This window comes from Pseudomonas sp. efr-133-TYG-103a (assembly GCF_030209235.1).
Lineage (GTDB): Bacteria > Pseudomonadota > Gammaproteobacteria > Pseudomonadales > Pseudomonadaceae > Aquipseudomonas.
In genome coordinates, this window is the sequence record NZ_JARVSK010000035.1 from 83,034 (window position 1) to 105,406 (window position 22,373).

A 22,373-nucleotide genomic window follows, 5' to 3' on the forward strand; every position below is an offset into this window, starting at 1 on the left:
GCTTCTGTCGGTGAGTGTAGGAGCGGGCTTGCCCCGCAGTTTCGCTTCTGTCGGTGAGTGTAGGAGCGTGGCTTGTCCCGCGAACTGGCGCGAAGCGGCAGCAGAACCGGCGCACCGGCTGTGTCTGACACGCCGAGCTGCCTGGATTCGCTGAGAAGGCCCCGGCAGTTCGCGGAACATCCCCAAAGCGCGTTAATCCAGCAACTCCAGATGCAGATGCTCGGCGATCATCTCCGCAGTGGCCTTCTTCATGTGCGGCACCCGGCCCAGGCAAGGCGCGGGCAGCCGCTCGGCCAGCGTGGCAAGGTTCTCCTCCAGACGTGAAGTCTTCGGATCGATAATGTTCGCCACCCAGCCCGCCAGTTGCAGCCCATCATTGGCAATCGCTTCGGCCGACAACAGCGCGTGGCTGATACACCCCAGGCGCACGCCCACCACCAGAATCACCGGCAGCTTCAACGCGATGGCAAGATCAGAGAGATTGGCCTGATCGGCCAGCGGCACGCGCCAGCCGCCCGCGCCTTCGATCAAAGTGAAATCGGCCTTTTTGCCGAGGATGTGTCGCATCGGGCCCAGCAATGACTGCACCGTCAATGCAACGCCTGCCTCGCGGGCGGCCAGGTGTGGGGCGATGGCCGGTTCGAAAGCGACCGGGTTGACCTCGTTATAGGTCAGGGGAATAGAGCATTCGGCCCGCAACGCGACGGCATCGGAATTACGCAGCCCTTTTGGCTTCACGTCGCAGCCCGACGCGACGGGCTTGCCCGCCGCCGTGCTCAGTCCGGACTGTCGCGCCGCGTAAAGGAGTCCCGTCGCAATGGTGGTCTTGCCAACATCGGTATCGGTTCCCGTGATGAAATAAGCAACGCTCATCGTGGCGACCATCCGTTCAGATATTTCAAACTATTGCCTTATCACTATAGCGCCCACACGAACGGCGCTCGCCAAATCGGTCACTTTTTAAACAATCGACGGCTTTTCCAGCACGCCGTAGACGACTTGATACGTCGCAGGCAGGCCCGCTTCCTGACGAAACGCTTCGTAGGCCTGAATCAGCGCCTGAATCCTCGCCCTGCCCGTCAGCCCACCAGGACGGCCGGGATTAATGTTGTGAGCGCCCAACGCTTTCAACTCGTGGGTAAGGCTGCGAACGTCGGGATAATGCAGCACATGCGGTAACACATCGAGGCTGCGCACGTGCATTCCACTTGCGGCGCAGAGACGCTGGTAGTCGTCGAAACTGCGGAAACGGTTGACGTGAACCATGCCGTCAACGGCCTGCCAACTGTCGCGCAACTCATACAAAGTCCCGACACACAGGCTGGCAAACGCGAAGACGCCGCCCGGCTGAAGCACGCGTTCGGCCTGCGCCAGTACCGCTGAAAAATCCGAACACCATTGCACCGCCAGGCTGGAGAACATCAGCCCGACACAGCCATCGCGCAGAGGGAGGTTTTCGGCATCGCCCGCCACGTAGTGTTGAGCGCCGCCCAATGGACGTGCATGTCGCAGCATGCCTTCGGCGATATCCAGTGCAACGCCTTCACCCTGAGCGAATTGCTCGGCCAGCATGCGGCTGAAGTAACCAGTGCCGCTGCCCAGATCCAGCCAGCGCGAGGGCGAAAGGTTCGGCAAGCGCGACAGCAGTTCTGTGCCCACCGCACGCTGCAGGTCCGCCACGCTGTCATAGCTGGCCGCCGCTTTGGAGAAGGAGGCCGCCACCTGACGCTTGTCAGGAAGGTGGCTCTGGAGGGTCGCCTGTTGCTGTTTCACGGCTTTGAGCACCGCACAATGGGAAAGATCAGTCATCACCGGACTCATGTAGGAACGCCTGGACCGCCGCCGCCACGCCATGTGGATTTTCCAGAATGAACGCGTGGCTGGCCTGCTCGATGACACCGACCTCAATGTCGGGCAAAAGTGTCAGCAAATCCGCCGATGCTTCGGCCGGCACCAAGGCATCGAGCCCCGCGAACAGATGCAATTGCGGGCCACGAAACGCCTGAAGCGCCGCGCGCGTGTCCATCTGTTCGAGCAGTTTGAGGCCCTCGATCAGGCCACTGCTCGATCCATGCGGTGCGCCCGCCTTGAGTTGACGCGACAGGGCGCGCGGCTCTTCAGCGCCCTGCACGCACAGCAGACTGAAGCGTTTGAGGGTCGCTTCCGGATCGGACTTGCAGCCCGCAATGAATGCGTCGAAATCGGTCTGCGCCATCGCATTGGGCCACTGACTTCTGGCGACGAAACACACGTTGCTGGCGAACGTCGCCAGACCACAGCACCGCTCGCCCCGCCGCGCGGCCAGTTCGGCCGCCAGCATGCCGCCCAGCGACCAGCCGCCGAGCCAGACGTTGTCGGCCAGCGTGGCGTCGAGTTCGTCGAGCCAGTCGTCGAGGTCATCGTTGTCCAGGTCGGGCAACGGCTCTATTTCGACATGCAGATGTTCGTCCAGACCTCGCAACGCCGCAGCCAGCGGCTCCAGCGGCGAAACCCCAAGCCCCCAGCCCGGCAACAGAATCAAACGGTCACGCATGATGTGGCTCCATCGACGCACTTTCCCCCAGCAGCGGGTAGCACTGCTCCAGTGCTTCCAACAATAGCTGCACCTGCGCGTGGCTGTGGGCGGCAGACAGCGTCACGCGCAGACGTGCGCTTGCGACCGGAACGGTGGGCGGCCGGATGGCCGTGACCATGAGGCCGCGCTCACGGAGCATCTGCGACAGGCGCAGAGCCCGGTCGCTGTCGCCGATGAGAATGGGCTGGATCGGCGTGAAGCTGTCCATCAACTGGAGGCCAATCGCCTGCGCGCCTTCGCGAAACTGCTTGATCAGCGCTTGCAGATGCTCGCGGCGCCAGTGCTCGGTGCGCAGCAGTTCCAGGCTTTTCAAGGTAGCGCAGGCCAGCGCGGGTGGCTGGCTGGTGGTGTAAATGTATGGCCGGGCGAACTGGATCAGCGTCTCGATCAGCTCATCGCTGCCCGCGACGAACGCGCCCGCGGTGCCGAACGATTTGCCCAGCGTGCCGATCAGCACGGGCACGTCCTCCATGCTCAAGCCGAAATGTTCGACGATACCGGCACCGTGAGCGCCCAGCGGACCAAACCCGTGGGCGTCATCGACCATCAGCCAGGCGTTGCGCGCTTTGGCGACTTTCGCCAGCGCCGGCAGGTCGGCGATGTCGCCATCCATGCTGAAGACGCCGTCCGTCACCACGAGCGTGTCGCCGACGGATTTTTGCAGCCGCGAGCTCAGGCTTTGCGGGTCGTTGTGCAGATAGCGGGAAAACCGAGCGCCGCTCAGCAGCCCGGCATCCAGGAGGGACGCATGGTTGAGGCGGTCCTCAAGCACCGTGTCGCCCTGTCCCACCAGCGCGGTGACCGTGCCAAGGTTGGCCATGTAACCGTTGGAGAACAGCAAGGCGCGCGGTCGGCCGGTGAATTCGGCCAGCGCTTCTTCGAGTTCGTGATGCGCGGTGCTGTGGCCGATGACCAGATGCGAAGCACCGCCACCTACGCCCCAGCGCTGCGCCCCGGCTTTCCAGGCGGCGACCACCTCGGGATGGCTGGCAAGCCCCATGTAGTCGTTGTTGCAGAACGCGAGCAGCGGCTTACCATCGACCACCACTTCAGGGCCCTGCGGACTCTCCAGCAGCGGACGCTGGCGATAAAGGTGTTCGGCACGGCGGGCAGCGAGACGTGCGCTCAGATCGAAAGACATGCAGGCCTCGTGGTTAAGCAGAAAATGTGGGCCTGTAGGAGCGCGCTTGCCCGCGATACAGATCTGTCTGCGCCATCTTGGCCGACTGACACACCGCCATCGCGGGCAAGCGCGCTCCTACAAGGGATCCGCGTGCTGTCACACCGCTGCGTCGTAAAACATTTCGCTGCTTTTCTGTTCGATGAGCGCCTGTTCGATGGCCGCCTGGTGCACCTCATCCGAATGCTCTTCGCGGGCTTCGGGTTGAATGCCCAGTCGCGAAAACAGCAGCATGTCCTTGTCGGCCTGCGGGTTGGCGGTGGTCAGCAGTTTGTCGCCGTAGAAGATCGAGTTGGCACCGGCGAAGAACGCCAAGGCCTGCATCTGATCGTTCATCGCCTCGCGGCCAGCCGACAGGCGCACGTGGGATTTGGGCATCAGAATGCGCGCAACCGCCAGCATGCGGATGAAGTCGAACGGATCGACGTCTTCGGCGTTGGCCAGCGGCGTGCCCGCGACCTTGACCAGCATGTTGATCGGCACCGACTCAGGATGCTCCGGCAGGTTGGCCAGCTGGATCAGCAGATTGGCGCGGTCGTCCAGCGACTCACCCATGCCCAGAATGCCGCCCGAGCAGATCTTCATGCCCGCGTCGCGAACGTACGCCAGGGTTTGCAGGCGCTCGCTGTAGGTGCGCGTGGTGATGATGCTGGTGTAGAAGTCCGGCGAGGTGTCGAGGTTGTGGTTGTAGTAATCAAGACCCGCCTCGGCCAGTGCCTTGGTCTGATCCTGATCCAGTTTGCCGAGGGTCATGCACGTCTCAAGCCCCATGGCCTTCACGCCTTTGACCATTTCCAGCACGTAGGGCATGTCCTTGGCCGACGGGTGTTTCCAGGCAGCGCCCATGCAGAAACGGGTCGAACCGATGGCCTTGGCCCGCGCGGCCTCTTCCAGAACCTGCTGAACCTGCATCAGCTTTTCTTTCTCAAGACCGGTGTTGTAATGGCCAGATTGCGGGCAGTACTTGCAGTCTTCCGGGCAGGCGCCGGTCTTGATCGAAAGCAGCGTGGAGACTTGAACACGGTTGGCGTCGAAATGAGCGCGATGCACCGTTTGCGCCTGAAACAGCAGGTCATTGAAGGGCTGTGTAAACAGTGCCTTGACCTCGGCTAGATTCCAGTCGTGACGCAAAGTGGCATTGATGCTGGCGCTCATGGGCGGCTCCTTGATGTTTTTGAAGATGACCCGGGCGGTTTCGCACAAGCGGCAAAACCGTAAAGCCCACAGGCGCAACACGGATGTTCGGCATATTTAAGGAAGAGCCATGCGCTGTCAACCACACAACGGGCATCAGGTTTACATCTGGTTAAAAACTGTACAACCTTGTTTGTTGTGCGATGAACCGGCTGACACTCAGCACTCAATCTGCACGCACTGCGAAACCGATCTCCCCTGGCTCATCGACCAGTGCGAGCGGTGCGCTTTGCCCATGCCGATGTCCGGCCTGACCTGCGCGCAGTGCTCGCGGCAGCCGCCGACCTTCAGCGACGTCATCGTGCCGTGGCTGTACGACTTCCCCATCGACGCGCTGGTCACACGTTTCAAGCATCAGGGCAAATGGCCGTTGGGTCGGTTGCTGGCCGAATTGCTCGGCCGGACGCTGCAGCATCGTTTTGACGAAGGCTTGCGGCGCCCCGACGTTCTGATCCCCGTCCCGCTGGCCAGCAAAAGGCTGCGCCAGCGTGGATACAACCAGGCGGCGATGCTGGCGCAGTGGCTGGGCAAATCGTTATCGTTGCCAGTGGATGAGAAAACCGTGCGGCGTGTGAAGGAGACACCGGCGCAACAGGGGCTGGACGCCAAAGCGCGAAAGCGCAATCTGCGCGAAGCATTCGCACTCACCGATCCCCTGCCGATCTTGAACAAACACGTTGCACTGATCGACGACGTGCTGACCACAGGCTCAACCGTCGACACGATCGCCAGACTGTTGATTGGCGCAGGGGCCAGACAGGTCGATGTGTATTGCCTGGCACGAACGCCCAAGCCCGGGGATTAGGCTCTGATTCCCCTGGCAATGGGCCGATGCACTCGATGAATCTTCGGCGAGCGCAGCCCGCATCGCGAATGAATTCGCTCACGCATGTTTACCGCGCCATTTGAACGGATGCTTTTTGGCATACACTCCGCGCTCATCTCCACAAAAAACCTGCTCATCATGTCGCTACCCACTTCCCTGACCCAACACATGGTCCGCCGCCCGCATCGCATTGCGCTGTTGCAGCACATCGCCGAGCAAGGCTCGATCACCCGGGCGGCAAAGAGCGCCGGGCTCAGTTATAAGGCGGCGTGGGACGCCATCGACGAGCTGAACAACCTGGCGCAGCAGCCACTCGTCGAGCGCAGCGTTGGAGGGCGTGGCGGTGGCGGCGCAAAGCTGTCGGCCGAAGGCGAACGCGTGCTGCGGCTGTATCAGCGGTTGCAGGCATTGCAGACGCAATTGCTGGAAACGCCGGAAGAATCCAGCGATTTGGCGCTGCTCAGTCGCCTGATGCTGCGCACCAGCGCCCGCAACCAGTTGCACGGTCAGGTTTCGAGCATCACCCGTTTCGGTCGTAACGACATGATCGGCCTGCAACTGGCGGGCGGACTGTCGGTCGACGCCCAGATCACTCACGACAGCACCTTGCGCCTGGAGCTGGAAATCGGGACAGACGTCTTTGCGCTGATCAAGGCCAGTTGGCTGGAATTGTTGCCGCCAAACGCGACGGCAACAACTGGACACAATTGCCTGAACGGAAAGATCGAGGAAGTTTTGCACGCCGAAGACGGCCCGTGCGAAGTCAGAATTGTGCTGTCGAGCGGTCAGACACTCTGCGCACTGGCTGAAAAAGAATCGCTCGACGCCCAGAAACTCAGCGCGGGCAGCGAGGTGAACGTGCAATTCGCGCCCTCCTACGTGCTGGTCGGCACACCGCTCTGAGTGCTGCTGAAACGTCCTGTCACGCCATGACTGTCGTCATGCGGCTGACACAATAGCGTCATCCGGACTGCCTATGGTTTTGCACAAAACCGCAGGAAGCCCGTGATGACGCTATTAGAAGAACACCAGTCCACTGACCTCGAAAATCTTGTGCAACACCAGGCCACAGGTCTTACCCGCCGAGGCTTCATCAGCGCGGGCGCCCTGTGCGGCGCGGCGATGTTTCTGGGCGGCAATCTACTCAGCCGCAGCGTCATGGCGTCGAGCGTCAGCGCAGGCAACCGCTCTCTGCTGGGCTTTGACAGCATTCCCGCAGCCACTGCCGACAGCATCAGCTTGCCGCCGGGTTACACCTCGTCCGTTCTGATCAGTTGGGGGCAGCCGCTGCACAACGGCGGGCCAGCGTTCGCCCCCAGCGGCAAGGGCACGGCGAAGGCCCAGGAGCTGCAATTCGGTGACAACAACGACGGCATGAGCCTGTTTACCTTCCCGGGTGACAATCCCGACACCGCCCGTCGCGCGCTGATGGCGATCAACAACGAATACACCAACTACCGCTACCTGTTCGATCATGGCAAGGACCCTCAGTCCGCGGAAGATGTGCACAAGGCACAGGCCAGCGAGGGCGTATCGGTCATCGAAGTGAAGCGCGAAGGCGGGCAATGGCGATTCGTTCAAGGCTCGCGCTACAACCGCCGTATTCACGGCAACACACCGATTGCACTGGGCGGCCCGGCCGCAGGCCACGACTGGCTGAAAACCGCTGCCGACAACACCGGCAAGGCGGTGCTCGGCACTTTCCAGAATTGCGCCAACGGCAAAACGCCGTGGGGGACCTATCTGACGTGCGAGGAGAACTTCACTGACTGCTTCGGCAGCAGCGATCCTGCACAGCAATTCGATCCGGCAACCAAGCGCTACGGCATCGTCGCCGCCAGCAAGGAAGTCAACTGGCACCTGCACGATCCGCGCTTCGACATCGCGAAAAACCCTAACGAGCCGCATCGTCATGGCTGGGTGGTCGAAATCGATCCGTTCGATCCCGAGTCCACGCCGGTCAAACGCACGGCGCTGGGTCGCTTCAAGCACGAAAATGCGGCGCTGACCGAAACCCGGGACGGCCGTGTGGTCGTGTACATGGGCGACGACGAGCGCGGCGAGTTCATCTACAAATTCGTCAGCCGCGACAAGGTCGACCACAAGAATCCCAAGGCCAATCGCGACATTCTCGATCACGGCACCCTGTATGTGGCGCAGTTCGATGAAGGCGACAGCAACCCGGACCGCCCGAAAGGTCAAGGCAAGTGGATCGAACTGACCCACGGCAAAAACGGCATCGATGCTTCGAGCGGCTTTGCCAGTCAGGCCGAAGTGCTCATTCACGCTCGCCTGGCCGCAAGCCAGGTGAAGGCCACGCGCATGGACCGGCCGGAGTGGATCGTGGTCAGCCCGAAGGACGGTCAGGTTTACTGCACGCTGACCAACAACATCAAACGCGGCGACGAGGGGCAGCCGGTGGGCGGACCGAATCCGCGTGCGAAAAATCAGTACGGGCAGATTCTGCGCTGGCAGGAAGCCGGCTCGGACGCTGCCGCCATGTCCTTCGCCTGGGATTTGTTCGTCGTGGCTGGAAACCCGGGCGTGCACGGCGGCACGCCCCAGGGCGGCTCGGCAAACATCAACCCGCAAAACATGTTCAACAGCCCCGATGGCCTGGGCTTCGACAACGCCGGTCGTCTGTGGATTCTCACCGACGGCGACTCCAGCAATACCGGAGACTTCGCCGGCATGGGTAACAATCAGATGCTGTGCGCCGACCCGCAAAATGGTGAAATTCGCCGGTTCATGGTCGGCCCTGTGGGCTGCGAGGTCACCGGGATCAGTTTCGCGCCGGACCAGAAGGCACTGTTCGTCGGCATCCAGCATCCCGGTGAGAACGGCGGCTCGACCTTTCCCGAGCATCTGCCCAACGGCAAGCCACGATCGTCGGTAATGGTGATCACCCGGGAGGATGGTGGGGTGATCGGCGCGTGACGGGCCGCCGATTGTAGCCGCCGCACCTGCAGGAGCGCGCTTGCCCGTCATGCTGAATGAGATTCGATGGAAAGCCTGTGGATGCACGGGCCTTGTCATTCAGATGTGCCCGGCGCAAGCGCGCCGTTGCAGGATAAGTGCAAGTTTTGTCCCGCTCTGCGTTACCATGACTGGCCCGACGCGGCAGCCTGCTGCGCGCAGGAGTTAGCATGGCCCACCCGTTTGCAACACTTACACCTGACCTCGTGCTGGATGCCGTCGAAAGCATCGGCTTCGTCAGCGATGCCCGTATTCTGGCCCTCAACAGCTATGAAAACCGGGTGTATCAGGTCGGCATCGACGAAGGCCAGCCGTTGATCGCCAAGTTCTATCGCCCCAACCGCTGGACCGACGACGCCATCCTCGAAGAGCACAGCTTCACGGCTGAACTGGCGGATGTGGAGATTCCGGTGGTCGCCCCGCTTGTCCATAACGGCCAGACATTGTTCGAGCACGCCGGCTTTCGCTTTACGCTGTTCCCGCGCCGTGGCGGCCGGGCGCCGGAGCCGGGCAACCTGGACCAGCTTTATCGTCTGGGCCAACTGTTGGGACGTATTCATGCGGTCGGCGCCACTCGCCCCTTCCAGCATCGTGAAGCGCTTGGCGTGAAGAATTTCGGGCATGACTCGCTCAATTACTTGCTGGAAAACGACGTCATCCCTCGCAGCCTGCTGCCCGCTTACGAGTCGGTCGCCAAGGACCTGCTCAAGCGCGTCGAAGATGCCTACGCGGCCACTCCCCATACGAACATTCGCATGCATGGCGATTGTCATCCCGGCAACATGATGACCCGCGATGAGATCTTCCACATCGTCGACCTCGATGACTGCCGCATGGGCCCGGCGGTTCAGGATGTGTGGATGATGCTGGCGGGCGACCGTCAGGATTGCCTGAGTCAGTTATCGGAGCTGATGGACGGCTACAACGAATTCCACGATTTCGACCCGCGCGAACTGGCGCTGATCGAGCCGTTGCGCGCCCTGCGTCTGTTGCATTACAGCGCATGGCTGGCCCGCCGCTGGGACGACCCGGCGTTCCCGCACAGTTTTTCCTGGTTCGGCACCGAACGCTATTGGGGCGACCAGGTCCTGGCGTTGCGCGAGCAAGCCGCGGCACTGAACGAGGAGCCATTGAAGCTGTTTTGAACCTGCCGCTGCAGGTACGGGCTTGGCCATGATCGGCAGGAAAGCCCCCTTCCCGGCTGAAGCCGGTCCTACAGCGCCGCATGTTCCGCGTTCTTTTCGTGGAACGGATTGGTTGAGAAACCGACCTTTAGTTGCGAGCACGCTCACGCCTGCGCGTATCCACTCTTTAACCTTATAAAAACGACTTGCCGAAGGACCTTACATGCAAGCTGCCAACCCGCGTCGCGGGTACATTCTCGGCCTTAGCGCCTACATCATCTGGGGATTGTTTCCCATCTACTTCAAGCTGCTTTCAGCAGTGCCTGCGCTGGAAATCATCGTCAATCGCGCGATCTGGTCGGCGATATCCGGATCCTTGTTGCTGCTGGTCTGGAAGCATCCCGGCTGGTGGCGCGAGCTGCGTGACAACCCGCGACGCCTCGCCATTCTGGCGTGCAGCGGCTCGCTCATTGCCGCCAACTGGTTGATCTACGTCTGGGCGGTGAACAACGACCACATGGTCGAAGCGAGCCTGGGATACTTCATCAACCCGCTGGTGAACGTGATGCTGGGTCTGGTGTTGCTGCGGGAAAGGCTGCGCCCGCTCCAGTGGGTCGCGGTGCTGCTCGCGCTAGTCGGCGTGGCCCAGCAAGTATGGCAAGTGGGCAGCCTGCCGTGGATCTCTCTCGCGCTGGCGTTCACGTTCGGTTTCTACGGCCTGATCCGGAAAAAGGCGCCCGTTGCGGCGTTACCGGGACTGGTCGTGGAGACCTGGATCCTCGTGCCGCTGGCGATTGGCTGGCTGGTGTTCAACCCGCTGGCGCATAGCGCCCAACCTGAGTTCTGGACGACCTCGCAAGCGATCTGGCTTGCCGCCGCAGGCCCGGTCACGCTGGTGCCGTTGGTCTGTTTCAACGCCGCCGCCCGACATCTGCCCTACGCCACACTGGGCTTCTTGCAATACATCGCGCCGACGTTAGTCCTGGCGTTGGCAGTGCTCATGTTCGGCGAGCACATGAATCCGGCGACAATGGTCACGTTCACGTTCATCTGGACCGGGCTGATCATCTACAGCGTTGACGCCTGGCTTGCGATGCGACGTCGGGCCGAGCGCTGATCATTTAATAACCAGCGCGCTGCAGACCACGGTGCACGTGGCCTGCAGCAAACAACGCGCAGGTTATCCACAACCTCATTCAACCTATTTGTGCACAAGCCGTTGAATTTGAACGTTTTTTGTTCAACCTGCGCAAAGCCTTCATTTACGTGCCCTGCAGCTCAGTATCCGCAGGTTATCCACAGCCAGACGCATGAAAATACTGGATAACCTTCGCTGGCTGCATCTCATCAGAACGCGCCCTCGGAAAGCCGCCTAGACCTGTTCGTCCGCTTTGAGTGTCAACTCAACCATCAAGTCGTCGGCCAACGTTTCCAGGCAGCGTTGCAAAACATCCAGAGACAGGGTCAACGGCAGCCCCAGCAAAGCGTGCGCGCGGAATAACGGTTCGCTGCTCATCGGCGCTGGCTCCACGTTGGTCACCAGCCGCTCAACGTTCACCCCCTGCTCAGTCAACAAGCGCGTGACATCGCGCACGATGCCGGGACGGTCCGCGCCAACCAGCTCCATATTGATGGGCTTCCAGGCGGCGGACGTTTCAACGCCCCCTTCGGCGAACTGCACGCGAATGCCATCTGCCGACAGCGCTTGCAAGGCGCTGCGCAATCCATCGTGGGATTCGGCAGGCACCCCGATTTTCAGAATGCCGGCGAACTGCCCGGCCATGTGCGTCATGCGGCTTTCCAGCCAATTTCCACCATGATCGGCAACGCACGCGGCGATTTGCTCGACTTGACCTGGCTTGTCCGGGGCGAAAACTGTGACGATAAGATGATCCACGGTCGACTCCTCTTTATGCCCGTCCGCGGGCAGATTCATCTGCCTGCAAGGCTGTCGGGCAAGTATAGGCAAGGGCTGCGACTACGCCCGACGGCTTCAGCGGGAGAGATTATGTGTACGATCCTGATAATTATCTGGAACAATCCATGCCGTTTTTGAGAACATCCGTAACCGCGATATGACCACAGCCGAATTTCCGGTCGCTCGGTGACATATTTTGTGTGATTTTCACACCGCGACTCATCATGTAGTATCCCCACGCGTTCACTACATACCGTTACCCAGACGTAAAACGATGCCTGACCCAGCGTCACTGCATTCAACAGGGCGCGAGTCCCAGCCGCCAGTGATGGCATGTTCTGGCGTGCGCCAAGCAGCGATGTCGATGGCTTTAACAAGAGAGCGCTCAAGATTGAAGCGCAGATAGCTGAGTAGAGTGAGGCAAGCAATGACTGAGCACGTTCAAGTCGGTGGCCTTAAGGTCGCCAAAGTCCTGCTGGATTTCGTGAACAACGAAGCCATCCCCGGAACCGGTGTTGATGCCGCTGCATTCTGGGCCGGTGCCGACAAGCTGATTCATGAGCTGGCGCCGAAAAACAAAGCCCTGCTCGCCAAACGTGATGACTTCCAGGCGCGCATCGACGCCTGGCATCAGTCCAATGCTGGCAAGGCCCATGACGCCGCCGCATACAAAGCCTTCCTGCAGGAAATCGGTTATCTGCTGCCAGAAGCGGCGGACTTCCAGGCCACGACGCAAAACGTCGATGAAGAAATCGCCCACATGGCCGGTCCGCAACTGGTCGTCCCGGTCATGAACGCCCGCTTCGCCCTCAACGCCTCGAACGCCCGCTGGGGTTCGCTGTACGACGCCTTGTACGGCACCGATGCCATCAGCGAAGAAAACGGCGCGGAAAAAGGCAAGGGCTACAACAAGGTACGCGGTGACAAGGTCATTGCGTTCGCCCGCGCCTTTCTGGACGAAGCCGCGCCATTGGCCGCCGGCTCTCACGTCGACTCCACGGGCTACAAGCTGGTCGACGGCGTCCTGATCGTCAGCCTGAAAGGCGGCACCAACACGGGCCTGCGTGACGACGCGCAACTGATCGGTTTCCAGGGCGATGCGTCAGCGCCCACTGCCCTTCTGCTCAAGCACAACGGCTTGCATTTCGAAATCCAGATCGACGCTACCAGCCCTGTCGGCCAGACCGATGCAGCAGGCGTCAAAGACGTTCTGATGGAAGCAGCCCTGACGACCATCATGGATTGCGAAGACTCCATCGCCGCGGTCGATGCCGACGACAAGGTCGTGGTGTATCGCAACTGGCTGGGCCTGATGAAAGGCGACCTGTCCGAGGAGGTCGCCAAGGGCGGCACCACCTTCACCCGCACCATGAACCCCGACCGTGTCTACACCTCGCCTGAAGGAACACCGGTCACGCTGCACGGACGCTCGCTGCTGTTCGTGCGCAACGTGGGTCACCTGATGACCATTGATGCGATTCTCGACAATCAGGGCGACGAGGTGCCGGAAGGTATTCTCGACGGTTTGCTGACCAGCCTGGCGGCGATTCACAACCTCAAGGGCAATACCTCGAGGGCCAATAGCCGTGCGGGTTCGGTGTATATCGTCAAACCCAAAATGCACGGCCCGGAAGAAGTCGCGTTCACCAACGAGTTGTTCGGCCGCATCGAAGACGTACTGAGTCTGCCGCGCAACACGTTGAAGGTCGGGATCATGGACGAGGAGCGTCGGACCACTATCAACCTCAAGGCTTGCATCAAGGCCGCAAGCGAGCGGGTGGTGTTCATCAACACCGGTTTCCTGGACCGCACCGGCGACGAAATTCACACCTCGATGGAGGCCGGGCCGGTCGTGCGCAAAGCTCAGATGAAGGCTGAAAAGTGGATTGGCGCGTACGAAAACTCCAACGTCGATATCGGACTCAAGTGTGGCCTGCAAGGCCGCGCGCAGATCGGTAAAGGCATGTGGGCGATGCCCGACCTGATGGCCGCAATGCTGGAACAGAAAATCGCTCATCCGCTGGCGGGCGCCAATACCGCATGGGTGCCCTCGCCGACCGCCGCAGCGCTGCACGCGCTGCATTACCACAAGGTCGACGTGTTCGCCCGTCAGGCCGAACTGGCTCAGCGCGCACCGGCGTCGGTCGACGATATTCTGACCATTCCGCTGGCGCCGAACACTGACTGGTCGGCGGAGGAAACCCAGAACGAACTGGACAATAACGCCCAAGGCATCCTCGGCTATGTCGTGCGCTGGATCGATCAGGGCGTCGGTTGTTCAAAGGTGCTGGACATCAACGACATCGGCCTGATGGAAGACCGCGCCACGCTGCGTATTTCCAGCCAGCACATCGCCAACTGGCTGCGTCATTGCGTGGTCACCGAGCAGCAAGTGATTGAAAGCCTCAAGCGCATGGCGCCGGTTGTGGACCGTCAGAACGCAGGCGATTCGTTGTATCGGCCACTGGCTGGGGACTTCGACAGCAACATTGCGTTTCAGGCGGCTGTCGAGCTGGTGATCGAAGGCACGCGGCAGCCGAACGGCTACACCGAGCCGGTGCTGCATCGCCGCCGTCGTGAGTTCAAGGCGAAGAACGGTCTGTAAATGCCCCGGTGAACAAAAAGGCGGCGTGTCTCACGACACTCCGCCTTTTTCTTTGTTGAGGGATTCAGCAGCACAACAGTTCTGCCCACTGTGGCAATTTTGAGAAAATCACTGCCATTGAGCCGGACGGCTGCAGTAACGATGACTCCTGCAGGAGCGCGCTTGCCCGCAAAAGCCGGTACATCCGACACATGACTGCCGGATGTCCCGATGCATCGCAGGCACAGTGGACTGCGGGGCACTACGCCATGCCCAATTCCCGCTTCACCAGACGAAGCAGCTGTTTGGTATTGATGGGCTTGAGCAGAAAGTCCACGACGCTCAGGTGCATCGCATCGATGGCATCGCGCACGTGCGCATCGCCTGACACGATAATGATCGGCAACGCCGCACGATCCGAGTCGCGCACCTGTCGTATCAGGTCCAGACCATCGCATGGCGCCATGCGCAGATCAGTGATCAGCAGCGCGATCGAGGGTCGGGTTTCCAGCAAGTGCATGGCACTGGTGCCGCCCGCGGCGGTAATACAGCTGATGTCGTTGAGACTGAGAATTTCGGCCAGAACTTCCCGAGCATCCTTGTCGTCATCGACGATCAACACCCGTTGTGGCGATTGCGATGCAGGCGCAAGCATCACCTCATTAAGGGCCTCGCGCTCTTCATCACTCAAAATATCGTGATCGAACATACCCGTCTCATCTTCCCGTCGACTTCTCATTCTGACAGCGCATAAAGACAGAATACGCTGCGCACTTTGTCGGCTTCCTGCCAGGCTCTTCAAGCCTTTGCGCGATACGCACCGAGAGGTTTTAACACCACTGTTCGATGTCATCCAGCGCCATTTCCGTCACCTAAGACTTACGTCCAATGGGCACTGTCCGATAAGCGGTCGACCATGGAGCGTATAAAAACAAGCGGTATCGGTCATGAGCAAAGCGGACGCTTTCACCCAGGCAGGCAAGACAGCCGTGTTGCAGAACATTCACGGCACGATGCAATTCCTGCAAAAATTCCCGCCATTCAACCAGATGGAGAATGCCCACCTGGCGTATCTGGTCGAACAGTGCCAGCTGCGTTTCTACGCTACGGATGAGAGCATCATCAAGCCTGGCGATGGGCCAGTAGAGCACTTTTACATCGTCAAACAGGGTCGGGTGGTCGGTGAACGCCCACATTCGGCCAAAGGCGGTACTGAGACGACGTTTGAAATCACCACCGGCGAATGCTTTCCGCTCGCCGCGCTGCTGGGCGAGCGCGCTACCCGGACTGAGCATCTGGCCGCCGAAGACACCTTCTGCCTGCAATTGAACAAGCAGGCGTTCATCAAGCTGTTTGCCCTCTCCGGCACCTTCCGCGACTTTGCTTTGCGCGGCGTCAGCAGCCTGCTCGAACAGGTCAATCAACAAGTAAAGCAGAAGGCCGTTGAAACGCTGGGCACGCAGTATTCGCTCAACACCCGCCTGGGCGAACTGGCGATGCGTCATCCGGTGACGTGTCCCCCGCACACGCCGTTGCGCGAAGCGGTCAAGCTGATGGACGAGCAACAGGTCGGCAGCATTGTGATCGTCGATGAGAGCAAGGCGCCTCTGGGGATCTTCACGCTGCGCGATCTGCGGCAGGTCGTGGCCGACGTCACGGCTGACTTCGGCGCCCCCATCGAGCGCAGCATGATTCAGTCGCCGTTCTACCTCAGCCCCGATGCCAGCGCGTTCGATGCCGCCATCGCCATGACTGAGCGGCACATCGCCCACGTGTGCCTGGTGAAGGATCAGCGCTTGTGCGGCGTGGTGTCGGAGCGTGATCTGTTTTCCTTGCAGCGAGTGGACCTGGTGCATCTGGCGCGTACGATCCGCAACGCCCCGCGCATCGATTCATTAAGCAACCTGCGTGGCGATATCGTCCAACTGGTCGACCGGATGCTGGCCCACGGCGCGTCGTCGACGCAGATCACCCAGATCATCACGCTGCTCAACGATCACATGGTTTGCCGGGTCATCGAGCTGGTGCTGGAGGAGAAAGGTGATCCGGGCATTGCGTTCAGCTGGCTGTGCTTCGGCAGCGAAGGCCGCCGCGAACAGACCCTGTACACCGATCAGGACAACGGCATTCTGTTCGAAGCCAAAGACGCCGCAGAAGCCGCCGAGATCCGGGGACGTCTGCTGCCAATCGCCGAGCGGATCAATCAGGGCCTGGCGCAATGCGGCTTTTCGCTGTGCAAGGGCGGCATCATGGCGAGCAACCCTGAACTGTGCCTGTCGCGCATCGAGTGGGCGCGACGCTTTGCTTCATTCATACGTGAAGCCACACCGGAAAACCTGCTGTCGTCGAGCATCTATTTCGATCTGCGTGTGGTCTGGGGCGACGAAAGCGGCGGCGAGCAGTTGCGCCAGAGCATCCTTGCGCAGGTCGCGGACAACAAATTGTTCCAGCGCATGATGGCCGACAACGCTTTGCGCCAGCGCCCGCCAGTCGGGCGCTTCAAAGACTTCGTGGTGGCGCGCAAGGGCAACGAAAAAGACACGCTGGATCTGAAGACCCAAGGCCTCACGCCTTTCGTGGACGGCGCGCGCCTGCTCGCGCTGGCCAACGGAATCGCTGCCAACAACACCCTTGAACGCCTGCGCCAGCTGGTGGCCAAAGAAGTCATCGATCCGCTGGATGGCGCCGCTTACGAGGAGGCGTACCACTTCATCCAGCAGACGCGTATGCAGCAACACCAGCAACAAAGCCGACAGAATCTGCCGTACTCGAACCGTATCGACCCCGATGTCCTCAACCATCTGGATCGCCGGATCCTGCGCGAGGCCTTCCGCCAGGCGCAACGGCTGCAAACCAGCCTGACCGTGCGCTATCAACTGTAAGCGATGTGAATGCCCAGCTCATGAACCTGTTTCAGTGGCTAAAGCCATCCAAGCGCGCAAAAGCGCCTGATCTGACCCCTGACCAGCGCCTGCGTCTGAGCGAGCTGCCACGCCCTGCTGCCCTGAACGCCAAGTCGCTGCGTCAGCAGCGTTGGGTCGTGCTCGATCTGGAAACCAGCGGCCTGAACATGAGCCGCGACGAAGTGCTGTCGATTGGCGCGGTGGTCATCGAAGACGGTGCGATTGATCTGGCTCAGCAGTTCGAGCGCACGTTGCTGCGCCCCGATCACAAGTTGAACCCGAGCGTGCTGATTCATGGCCTGGGGCCCAGCGCGATAGCCGCAGGCAGCGAGCCGGTGGACGCACTGCTGGATTTCATGGCGTTTGTGGGTGACTCACCCTTGCTGGCGTTTCATGCGCCTTTCGACCAGCACATGATCGGTCGTGCATTGAAGGAAAGCCTGGGTTATCGCCTGCAGCATCCTTTTCTGGACGTGGCCGAACTGGCGCCACTGCTGTTTCCCAAGGCGTGCCTGCGTCAGGCCGGGCTGGACGACTGGACGGCGTTCTTCGGCCTGCACGCCGAAGAGCGGCATCACGCCAGCGCCGACGCGATGGTCACGGCGGAGCTGGCGCTGATCCTGTTCAGTCACGCCCGCCGCCAGGAGATGGACAGCCCGATCCAGCTGGAGCAAGGCCTGGCGAAGTGGCGACGCAGGCAGCAGTCGCATTCTTTCTGACCGGGTGACTGTTGCTTCAATAACCTGTCTCCAGATGACAACGACGCATTCCTCCATACCGACCTGCTGTCGCAAACCGTTCGGCTCCTTGTCGTGACGACCAATTGCCAGCATTCATTGGCTCTGCCACAATCGCGAATAGTTCTCGTTAGTCACTTCGTTCTCCTCGGTGCGCTCGTGTCGTTAACTCAAAGTCCTCAAAATCAGCTTGTCGGAACGCTCTACCGCGACCATCGCAGCTGGTTGCTGGCATGGCTGAAGCGAAACGTCGCCTGCCCGCATCGTGCCGAGGATCTCAGCCAGGACACCTTCACTCGCCTGCTGGGTCGCGAGCAATTGCCCGAACCGCGCGAGCCCCGGGCGTTTCTGGTGTCGGTCGCCAAGGGCCTGTTGTTCGATTACTTCCGCCGCACAGCGCTGGAGCAGGCCTACCTGCAAGAGCTGATGCTGATTCCCGAAGCCGAGCAGCCTTCCCTTGAGGAACAGCAACTCATTCTCGAAGACCTCAAGGCGATCGACCGCATGCTCGGCAAACTGTCGACCAAAGCGCGCGCTGCCTTTCTGTACAACCGCCTGGACGGTATGACCCACCCGGAAATCGCTGAAAAAATCGGTGTTTCGGTGCCGCGCGTGCGTCAGTACCTCGCTCAGGGCATGCGCCAGTGCTACATCGCGCTGTATGGCGAGCCGACGTGAGCCGCATTCCTGTTCGCCCGGTTTCGGCGAAAGTGCTCGACGCGGCTATCGCTTGGCAACTGTGTCTGGACTGCGGCCAAGGCAGCGATGCCGAGCGCGAGGAATTCGCCAAGTGGTATGCGGCCAGCGACGAACACGCCCGCGCGTGGATACAACTGGGCATGCTCGATCAGCGCTTTGTTGGCGCGACCGGCCCGGCCCGCTCAGCGTTGATGCGCTCGCGTGACGGCGTTGGCCAACAGATGCGCAAGCTCGGACGAGGGGTTGCCGGCATTGCGGTAGCGCTGGGCCTTACGCTTTTCCTGTCGGATCACTACCTGCCGCTCAATTACTGGCTGGCCGATCAGCGCACGGCCACCGGCGAGCAGCGTACGATCCGGCTATCGGACAACACGCTGATTCGCCTGAACACCCACAGCGCACTGGATGTGAAGTTCGACGACAAAATGCGCCGCGTCGTGCTCCAGGAAGGTGAAATCTTCGTCGAGACCGGCAGTCACGACGACCCGCGCCCTTTCATCGTCGAGACCCGCGAAGGGCAAATGCGCGCGCTGGGTACGAAGTTTCTGGTGAAGCGGCAAGAAGACGGCACGCTGCTCGGCGTGTTGCAGTCAGCCGTTGCCGCGCATCCACAAGCGAACAATCATGAGCTGATCCTTCACGAAGGCCAGCAGATGCTCATTCAGCGCAGTACGTTGGGGCCGATGGTGGCACTGGCGCCGGGTGCGGACGCCTGGATGCGTGGCATGCTGGTGGTGGACAACGCCCGTCTGGAGGACGTGATCACCGAGCTGGGTCGTTACCGTCGTGGCCATCTGAGCGTAGCGCCCAGCGTGGCCGACCTTCGCATCACCGGCAGCTTCCCGCTGAACAACACCGACCTGGCGCTCAAGGCCCTGACACCGACACTGCCGGTGGCCATCGAAGAACGCACCCAATGGTGGGTCACCGTCGTGCCGGGCGATACGCAGCAGGCGCGCAAGCTGTAATCCGGCCATTCTTTCGCGCAGGCGAACATTTGGCGACGAGGTCCATCGAGACCTCGATTCGCGCAGTAACCGGGTATCGCAGATAAGTCCGCAGGATCACCTACGCCGGGATTGAGCCCGCAAAACGCAAATCGAAATAATTTTCGATCAGCCCTATCACTTTTCAAATCTCGTTCGGCACATAGGCATTGAGAACCATTCAACCTCAGGAGCCGCCCATGTCCCGCACGCTTCAAACCTACCTGCGCCCCAGCCTTCTGGCTGTCGCCGTCGCTCTCGCCACGCCATTGGCGAGCACGCAGCTCTTGGCGGCCTCTCAGGCGTCCAGCGTGCGGGCCTACAATCTGCCGGCTGCACCGCTTTCCACCACGCTAACGCAGATCGCAAGCCAGGCAGGCCTGGCGCTGTCGCTGGATCCGTCGCTGGCGGCCGGCCGGACTTCGGCACCGGTTCAGGGCCAGTTCGACGCACCGGGCGCCATGGCCCAGGCACTGCGCGGCACGGGCTTGCAACTGAGCCAGACGTCAGCGGGCACGTACAGCCTCATCGCAGCACCTGAGGGTGTGATGGCGCTGCCAGAGACCAGCATTCAGGGTCGTCAGGACGGGTACGAAACGGCGTGGGGTCCGGTTGAAGGCTACGTGGCGACCCGGACGGCGGCTGGTACCAAAACCGACACGGCACTGGTTGAAGCCCCCCGCTCGATTTCTGTCGCGACTCGTCAGCAGATGCAGGATCGCGCAGTACAGAATCTTGACGATGCCGTGCGTTACATGCCGGGCGTCGTGGCCAGCAGCTATGGCAGCGACAGCCGCGCCGAGTGGCTGAAAATCCGGGGTTTTGAGCCAACCCAGTTCCTCGACGGTCTGCCGCTGCCGAAAGGTGCCTACGTGATGCCGAAAATGGAGACATGGGATCTTGAGCGCGTAGCCGTACTGCGAGGCCCAGCCTCATCTGTTTACGGTCAGACGCCGCCCGGTGGCATGCTCGATATGGTCAGTCGCCGCCCCGACGCAGACGCAAGCCACGAGGTGCAGGTTCAAGTCGGCAGTTACAACCGTAAGCAGATCAGTTTCGACAGCACCGGCAAGATCGATGATGCGGATACTTTTGAATACCGTGTTAGCGGCGTGGTGCGTGACAGCGGCACTTCGGTCGATCACGTTGATGACAAGCGTTACAACATTGCACCCAGCGTGACATGGAACATCGATCCGGATTCCGAAACCAAGCTGACTTTCCTCAGCCAGTTCAACCGCGACGATACTGGCATCACCAGCCAGTTCCTGCCCATCCAAGGGACTAAATACCCGTCAGCCGTCGGGCGCATCAAATACCACGAAAATCTGGGCGATCCGGATTGGGAGTTCTACGACAAGACCTATTACGCCTTGGGTTACGCGTTCGAAACTCGCCTGAACGACGTCTGGCGGTTCAAGCAGAACGTGCGCTACACCAAAAGCGACCTGGCCTTCCAGGGCGTGACCGCCGGTGGATATTTTGGCTCCGTGTCTGACGACGGCACTGTTCAGCGCGGCGCGAACGTCGTTAACGAAGACATTAGCCAGTTCGCTCTAGACAACAACTTCGAAGCGGACTTCGACACGGGCGTGCTCAAGCACAAGGTCCTGCTGGGCGCTGACTATCAACGCATCAATCACAACTACAAATGGCAGTACGGCGCCGCACCTACCAGCAACATTGCTAATCCGATCTATGGTCAGGATTTCAGCAACATCGCATACACCGCGTATCAGGACTACAACCAGAAAACCGACGATCTTGGCATCTACATTCAAGACCAGATGGCATTGGATAACTGGCGCCTGACCTTGGGTGGCCGGCAGGACCTGCTCAAGACCAAGACGAAGTTCTATAACCTTGCTGACGACCGGGATGACCGCACCGACAGCGCGTTTACTGGCAACGCAGCACTCAGCTATGTCTTCGATTCAGGCTTCACGCCTTATGTTTCTTACGCCGAATCCTTCCAGGCTGAACAGGGTGGCGCGGCAAACGCTCAAACCGGCCAGAGCAGCGCGTTCAAGCCAGGCACCGGCAAACAGTACGAAGTAGGCTTGAAATATCAGCCTCCGGGTACCGAGTTGCTGTTCACTGCGGCCGCGTATGACCTGACGCGTCGCGATATTGTTCTGAGCGACACGTTTGGCACCTCGCGTCCTCTCGGCGAGGCAAAGGTGCGTGGTTTCGAACTCGAAGCTGTGGGCAACGTCACCGACAACCTCAAAGTGACGGCGTCCTACACGTACGCGAACAGCAAAATGACGAAGGTTACCGACCCGCTGGACAAGAACCGTCCACTGCCGCTGACCCCGGAAAATGCCGCATCGATCTGGGGTGATTACACTTGGCACACCGGCTTGCTCGAAGGCTTCGGCCTTGGCTTCGGCGCCCGCTACATTGGCGAGACAGATAACATCGCTATCGGCAGCTACGGCTTCGTCGCCGATTCCAACTATGGCCACAGCAATCCATATACCGTCTATGACGCAGCAATCCATTACGACTTGGGCGGCATGAACAAATCGCTCAAAGGCGTGAGCGTCTCGGTCAATGCGAATAACGTGTTCGATAAGGAATACATCGCCACCTGCGATGGCTTCTACTGCTACTACGGTGATCGTCGAAGCGTGCTCGCAAGCGTGAACTACAAATGGTAATCGTTTAA

The 22,373-nt window shown here is 60.6% G+C and carries 18 protein-coding genes; 11 read left to right on the forward strand and 7 right to left on the reverse strand.

Annotated features, from left to right (window positions below; all coding sequences use genetic code 11):
- Window positions 1-192 precede the first annotated feature (192 nt).
- The 5 genes from bioD to bioB form a co-directional block, all read right to left on the reverse strand.
- Window positions 193-873: a dethiobiotin synthase gene (gene bioD / locus QRN36_RS24470; protein WP_093468824.1), complete on the reverse strand. Its 681-nt coding sequence runs from the start codon at window positions 871-873 to the stop codon at window positions 193-195.
- 87 nt (window positions 874-960) lie between these two features.
- Window positions 961-1,809 (reverse strand): malonyl-ACP O-methyltransferase BioC, encoded by an 849-nt coding sequence (bioC, locus tag QRN36_RS24475; RefSeq protein ID WP_285426394.1) that lies wholly within the window; start codon window positions 1,807-1,809, stop codon window positions 961-963.
- A complete protein-coding gene (locus QRN36_RS24480; RefSeq protein WP_285426395.1) occupies window positions 1,802-2,533 on the reverse strand; it encodes an alpha/beta fold hydrolase in 732 nt (243 codons plus the stop codon). Before QRN36_RS24480 ends, bioC begins: the two co-directional genes overlap by 8 nt.
- Window positions 2,526-3,716 (reverse strand): 8-amino-7-oxononanoate synthase, encoded by a 1,191-nt coding sequence (bioF, locus tag QRN36_RS24485; RefSeq protein ID WP_285426396.1) that lies wholly within the window; start codon window positions 3,714-3,716, stop codon window positions 2,526-2,528. Before bioF ends, QRN36_RS24480 begins: the two co-directional genes overlap by 8 nt.
- A gap of 138 nt (window positions 3,717-3,854) precedes the next feature.
- The gene (gene bioB / locus QRN36_RS24490; RefSeq protein WP_285426397.1) at window positions 3,855-4,910 is read right to left on the reverse strand and encodes a biotin synthase BioB; all 1,056 of its coding nucleotides are present in this window, start codon (window positions 4,908-4,910) and stop codon (window positions 3,855-3,857) included.
- 109 nt (window positions 4,911-5,019) lie between these two features.
- Between bioB and QRN36_RS24495 the strand changes: the two genes are divergently transcribed.
- From QRN36_RS24495 to rarD, 5 genes are all read left to right on the forward strand, one after another.
- Complete coding sequence (locus QRN36_RS24495) at window positions 5,020-5,754, forward strand: ComF family protein (RefSeq protein ID WP_285426398.1); 735 nt, start codon at window positions 5,020-5,022, stop codon at window positions 5,752-5,754.
- Window positions 5,755-5,913: 159 nt separating this feature from the next.
- A complete protein-coding gene (locus QRN36_RS24500; protein WP_285426399.1) occupies window positions 5,914-6,678 on the forward strand; it encodes a TOBE domain-containing protein in 765 nt (254 codons plus the stop codon).
- Window positions 6,679-6,783: 105 nt separating this feature from the next.
- Window positions 6,784-8,712: a PhoX family phosphatase gene (locus tag QRN36_RS24505; RefSeq protein ID WP_285426400.1), complete on the forward strand. Its 1,929-nt coding sequence runs from the start codon at window positions 6,784-6,786 to the stop codon at window positions 8,710-8,712.
- Window positions 8,713-8,921: 209 nt separating this feature from the next.
- Window positions 8,922-9,896 (forward strand): serine/threonine protein kinase, encoded by a 975-nt coding sequence (locus QRN36_RS24510; protein WP_285426401.1) that lies wholly within the window; start codon window positions 8,922-8,924, stop codon window positions 9,894-9,896.
- A 202-nt stretch (window positions 9,897-10,098) separates the two neighbouring features.
- The gene (rarD, locus tag QRN36_RS24515; RefSeq protein ID WP_285426402.1) at window positions 10,099-10,992 is read left to right on the forward strand and encodes an EamA family transporter RarD; all 894 of its coding nucleotides are present in this window, start codon (window positions 10,099-10,101) and stop codon (window positions 10,990-10,992) included.
- Between the two features lie 255 nt (window positions 10,993-11,247).
- Here rarD and QRN36_RS24520 read toward each other — a convergent pair whose 3' ends face one another.
- Window positions 11,248-11,772 carry an ACT domain-containing protein gene (locus QRN36_RS24520; RefSeq protein ID WP_285426403.1) on the reverse strand — a complete coding sequence of 175 codons (525 nt, stop codon included), beginning with the start codon at window positions 11,770-11,772 and terminating at the stop codon, window positions 11,248-11,250.
- 448 nt (window positions 11,773-12,220) lie between these two features.
- Between QRN36_RS24520 and QRN36_RS24525 the strand changes: the two genes are divergently transcribed.
- A complete protein-coding gene (locus QRN36_RS24525) occupies window positions 12,221-14,398 on the forward strand; it encodes a malate synthase G (RefSeq protein ID WP_285426404.1) in 2,178 nt (725 codons plus the stop codon).
- Window positions 14,399-14,639: 241 nt separating this feature from the next.
- On the opposite strand, the gene QRN36_RS24530 is transcribed toward QRN36_RS24525, so the two are convergent.
- On the reverse strand, window positions 14,640-15,086 hold the full coding sequence (locus tag QRN36_RS24530) for a response regulator (RefSeq protein WP_093468547.1): 447 nt from the start codon (window positions 15,084-15,086) through the stop codon (window positions 14,640-14,642).
- Window positions 15,087-15,324: 238 nt separating this feature from the next.
- Here QRN36_RS24530 and QRN36_RS24535 point away from each other — a divergent pair, with 238 nt between their 5' ends.
- The 5 genes from QRN36_RS24535 to QRN36_RS24555 all read left to right on the forward strand — a co-directional run bounded on the left by QRN36_RS24535 (window position 15,325) and on the right by QRN36_RS24555 (window position 22,365).
- Entirely contained in the window at window positions 15,325-17,259 is a 1,935-nt protein-coding gene (locus QRN36_RS24535) for a putative nucleotidyltransferase substrate binding domain-containing protein (RefSeq protein ID WP_285426405.1), read from the forward strand.
- Window positions 17,260-17,279: 20 nt separating this feature from the next.
- Entirely contained in the window at window positions 17,280-17,999 is a 720-nt protein-coding gene (locus QRN36_RS24540; RefSeq protein WP_285426406.1) for a PolC-type DNA polymerase III, read from the forward strand.
- Window positions 18,000-18,176: 177 nt separating this feature from the next.
- On the forward strand, window positions 18,177-18,695 hold the full coding sequence (locus QRN36_RS24545) for an RNA polymerase sigma factor (RefSeq protein ID WP_285426407.1): 519 nt from the start codon (window positions 18,177-18,179) through the stop codon (window positions 18,693-18,695).
- Window positions 18,692-19,684 carry a FecR family protein gene (locus QRN36_RS24550; RefSeq protein ID WP_285426408.1) on the forward strand — a complete coding sequence of 331 codons (993 nt, stop codon included), beginning with the start codon at window positions 18,692-18,694 and terminating at the stop codon, window positions 19,682-19,684. The genes QRN36_RS24545 and QRN36_RS24550 overlap by 4 nt, the downstream gene beginning before the upstream one ends.
- A 218-nt stretch (window positions 19,685-19,902) precedes the next feature.
- Window positions 19,903-22,365, forward strand: coding sequence for a TonB-dependent siderophore receptor (locus tag QRN36_RS24555; protein WP_285426409.1), 2,463 nt, complete (start codon window positions 19,903-19,905; stop codon window positions 22,363-22,365).
- Window positions 22,366-22,373 lie beyond the last annotated feature (8 nt).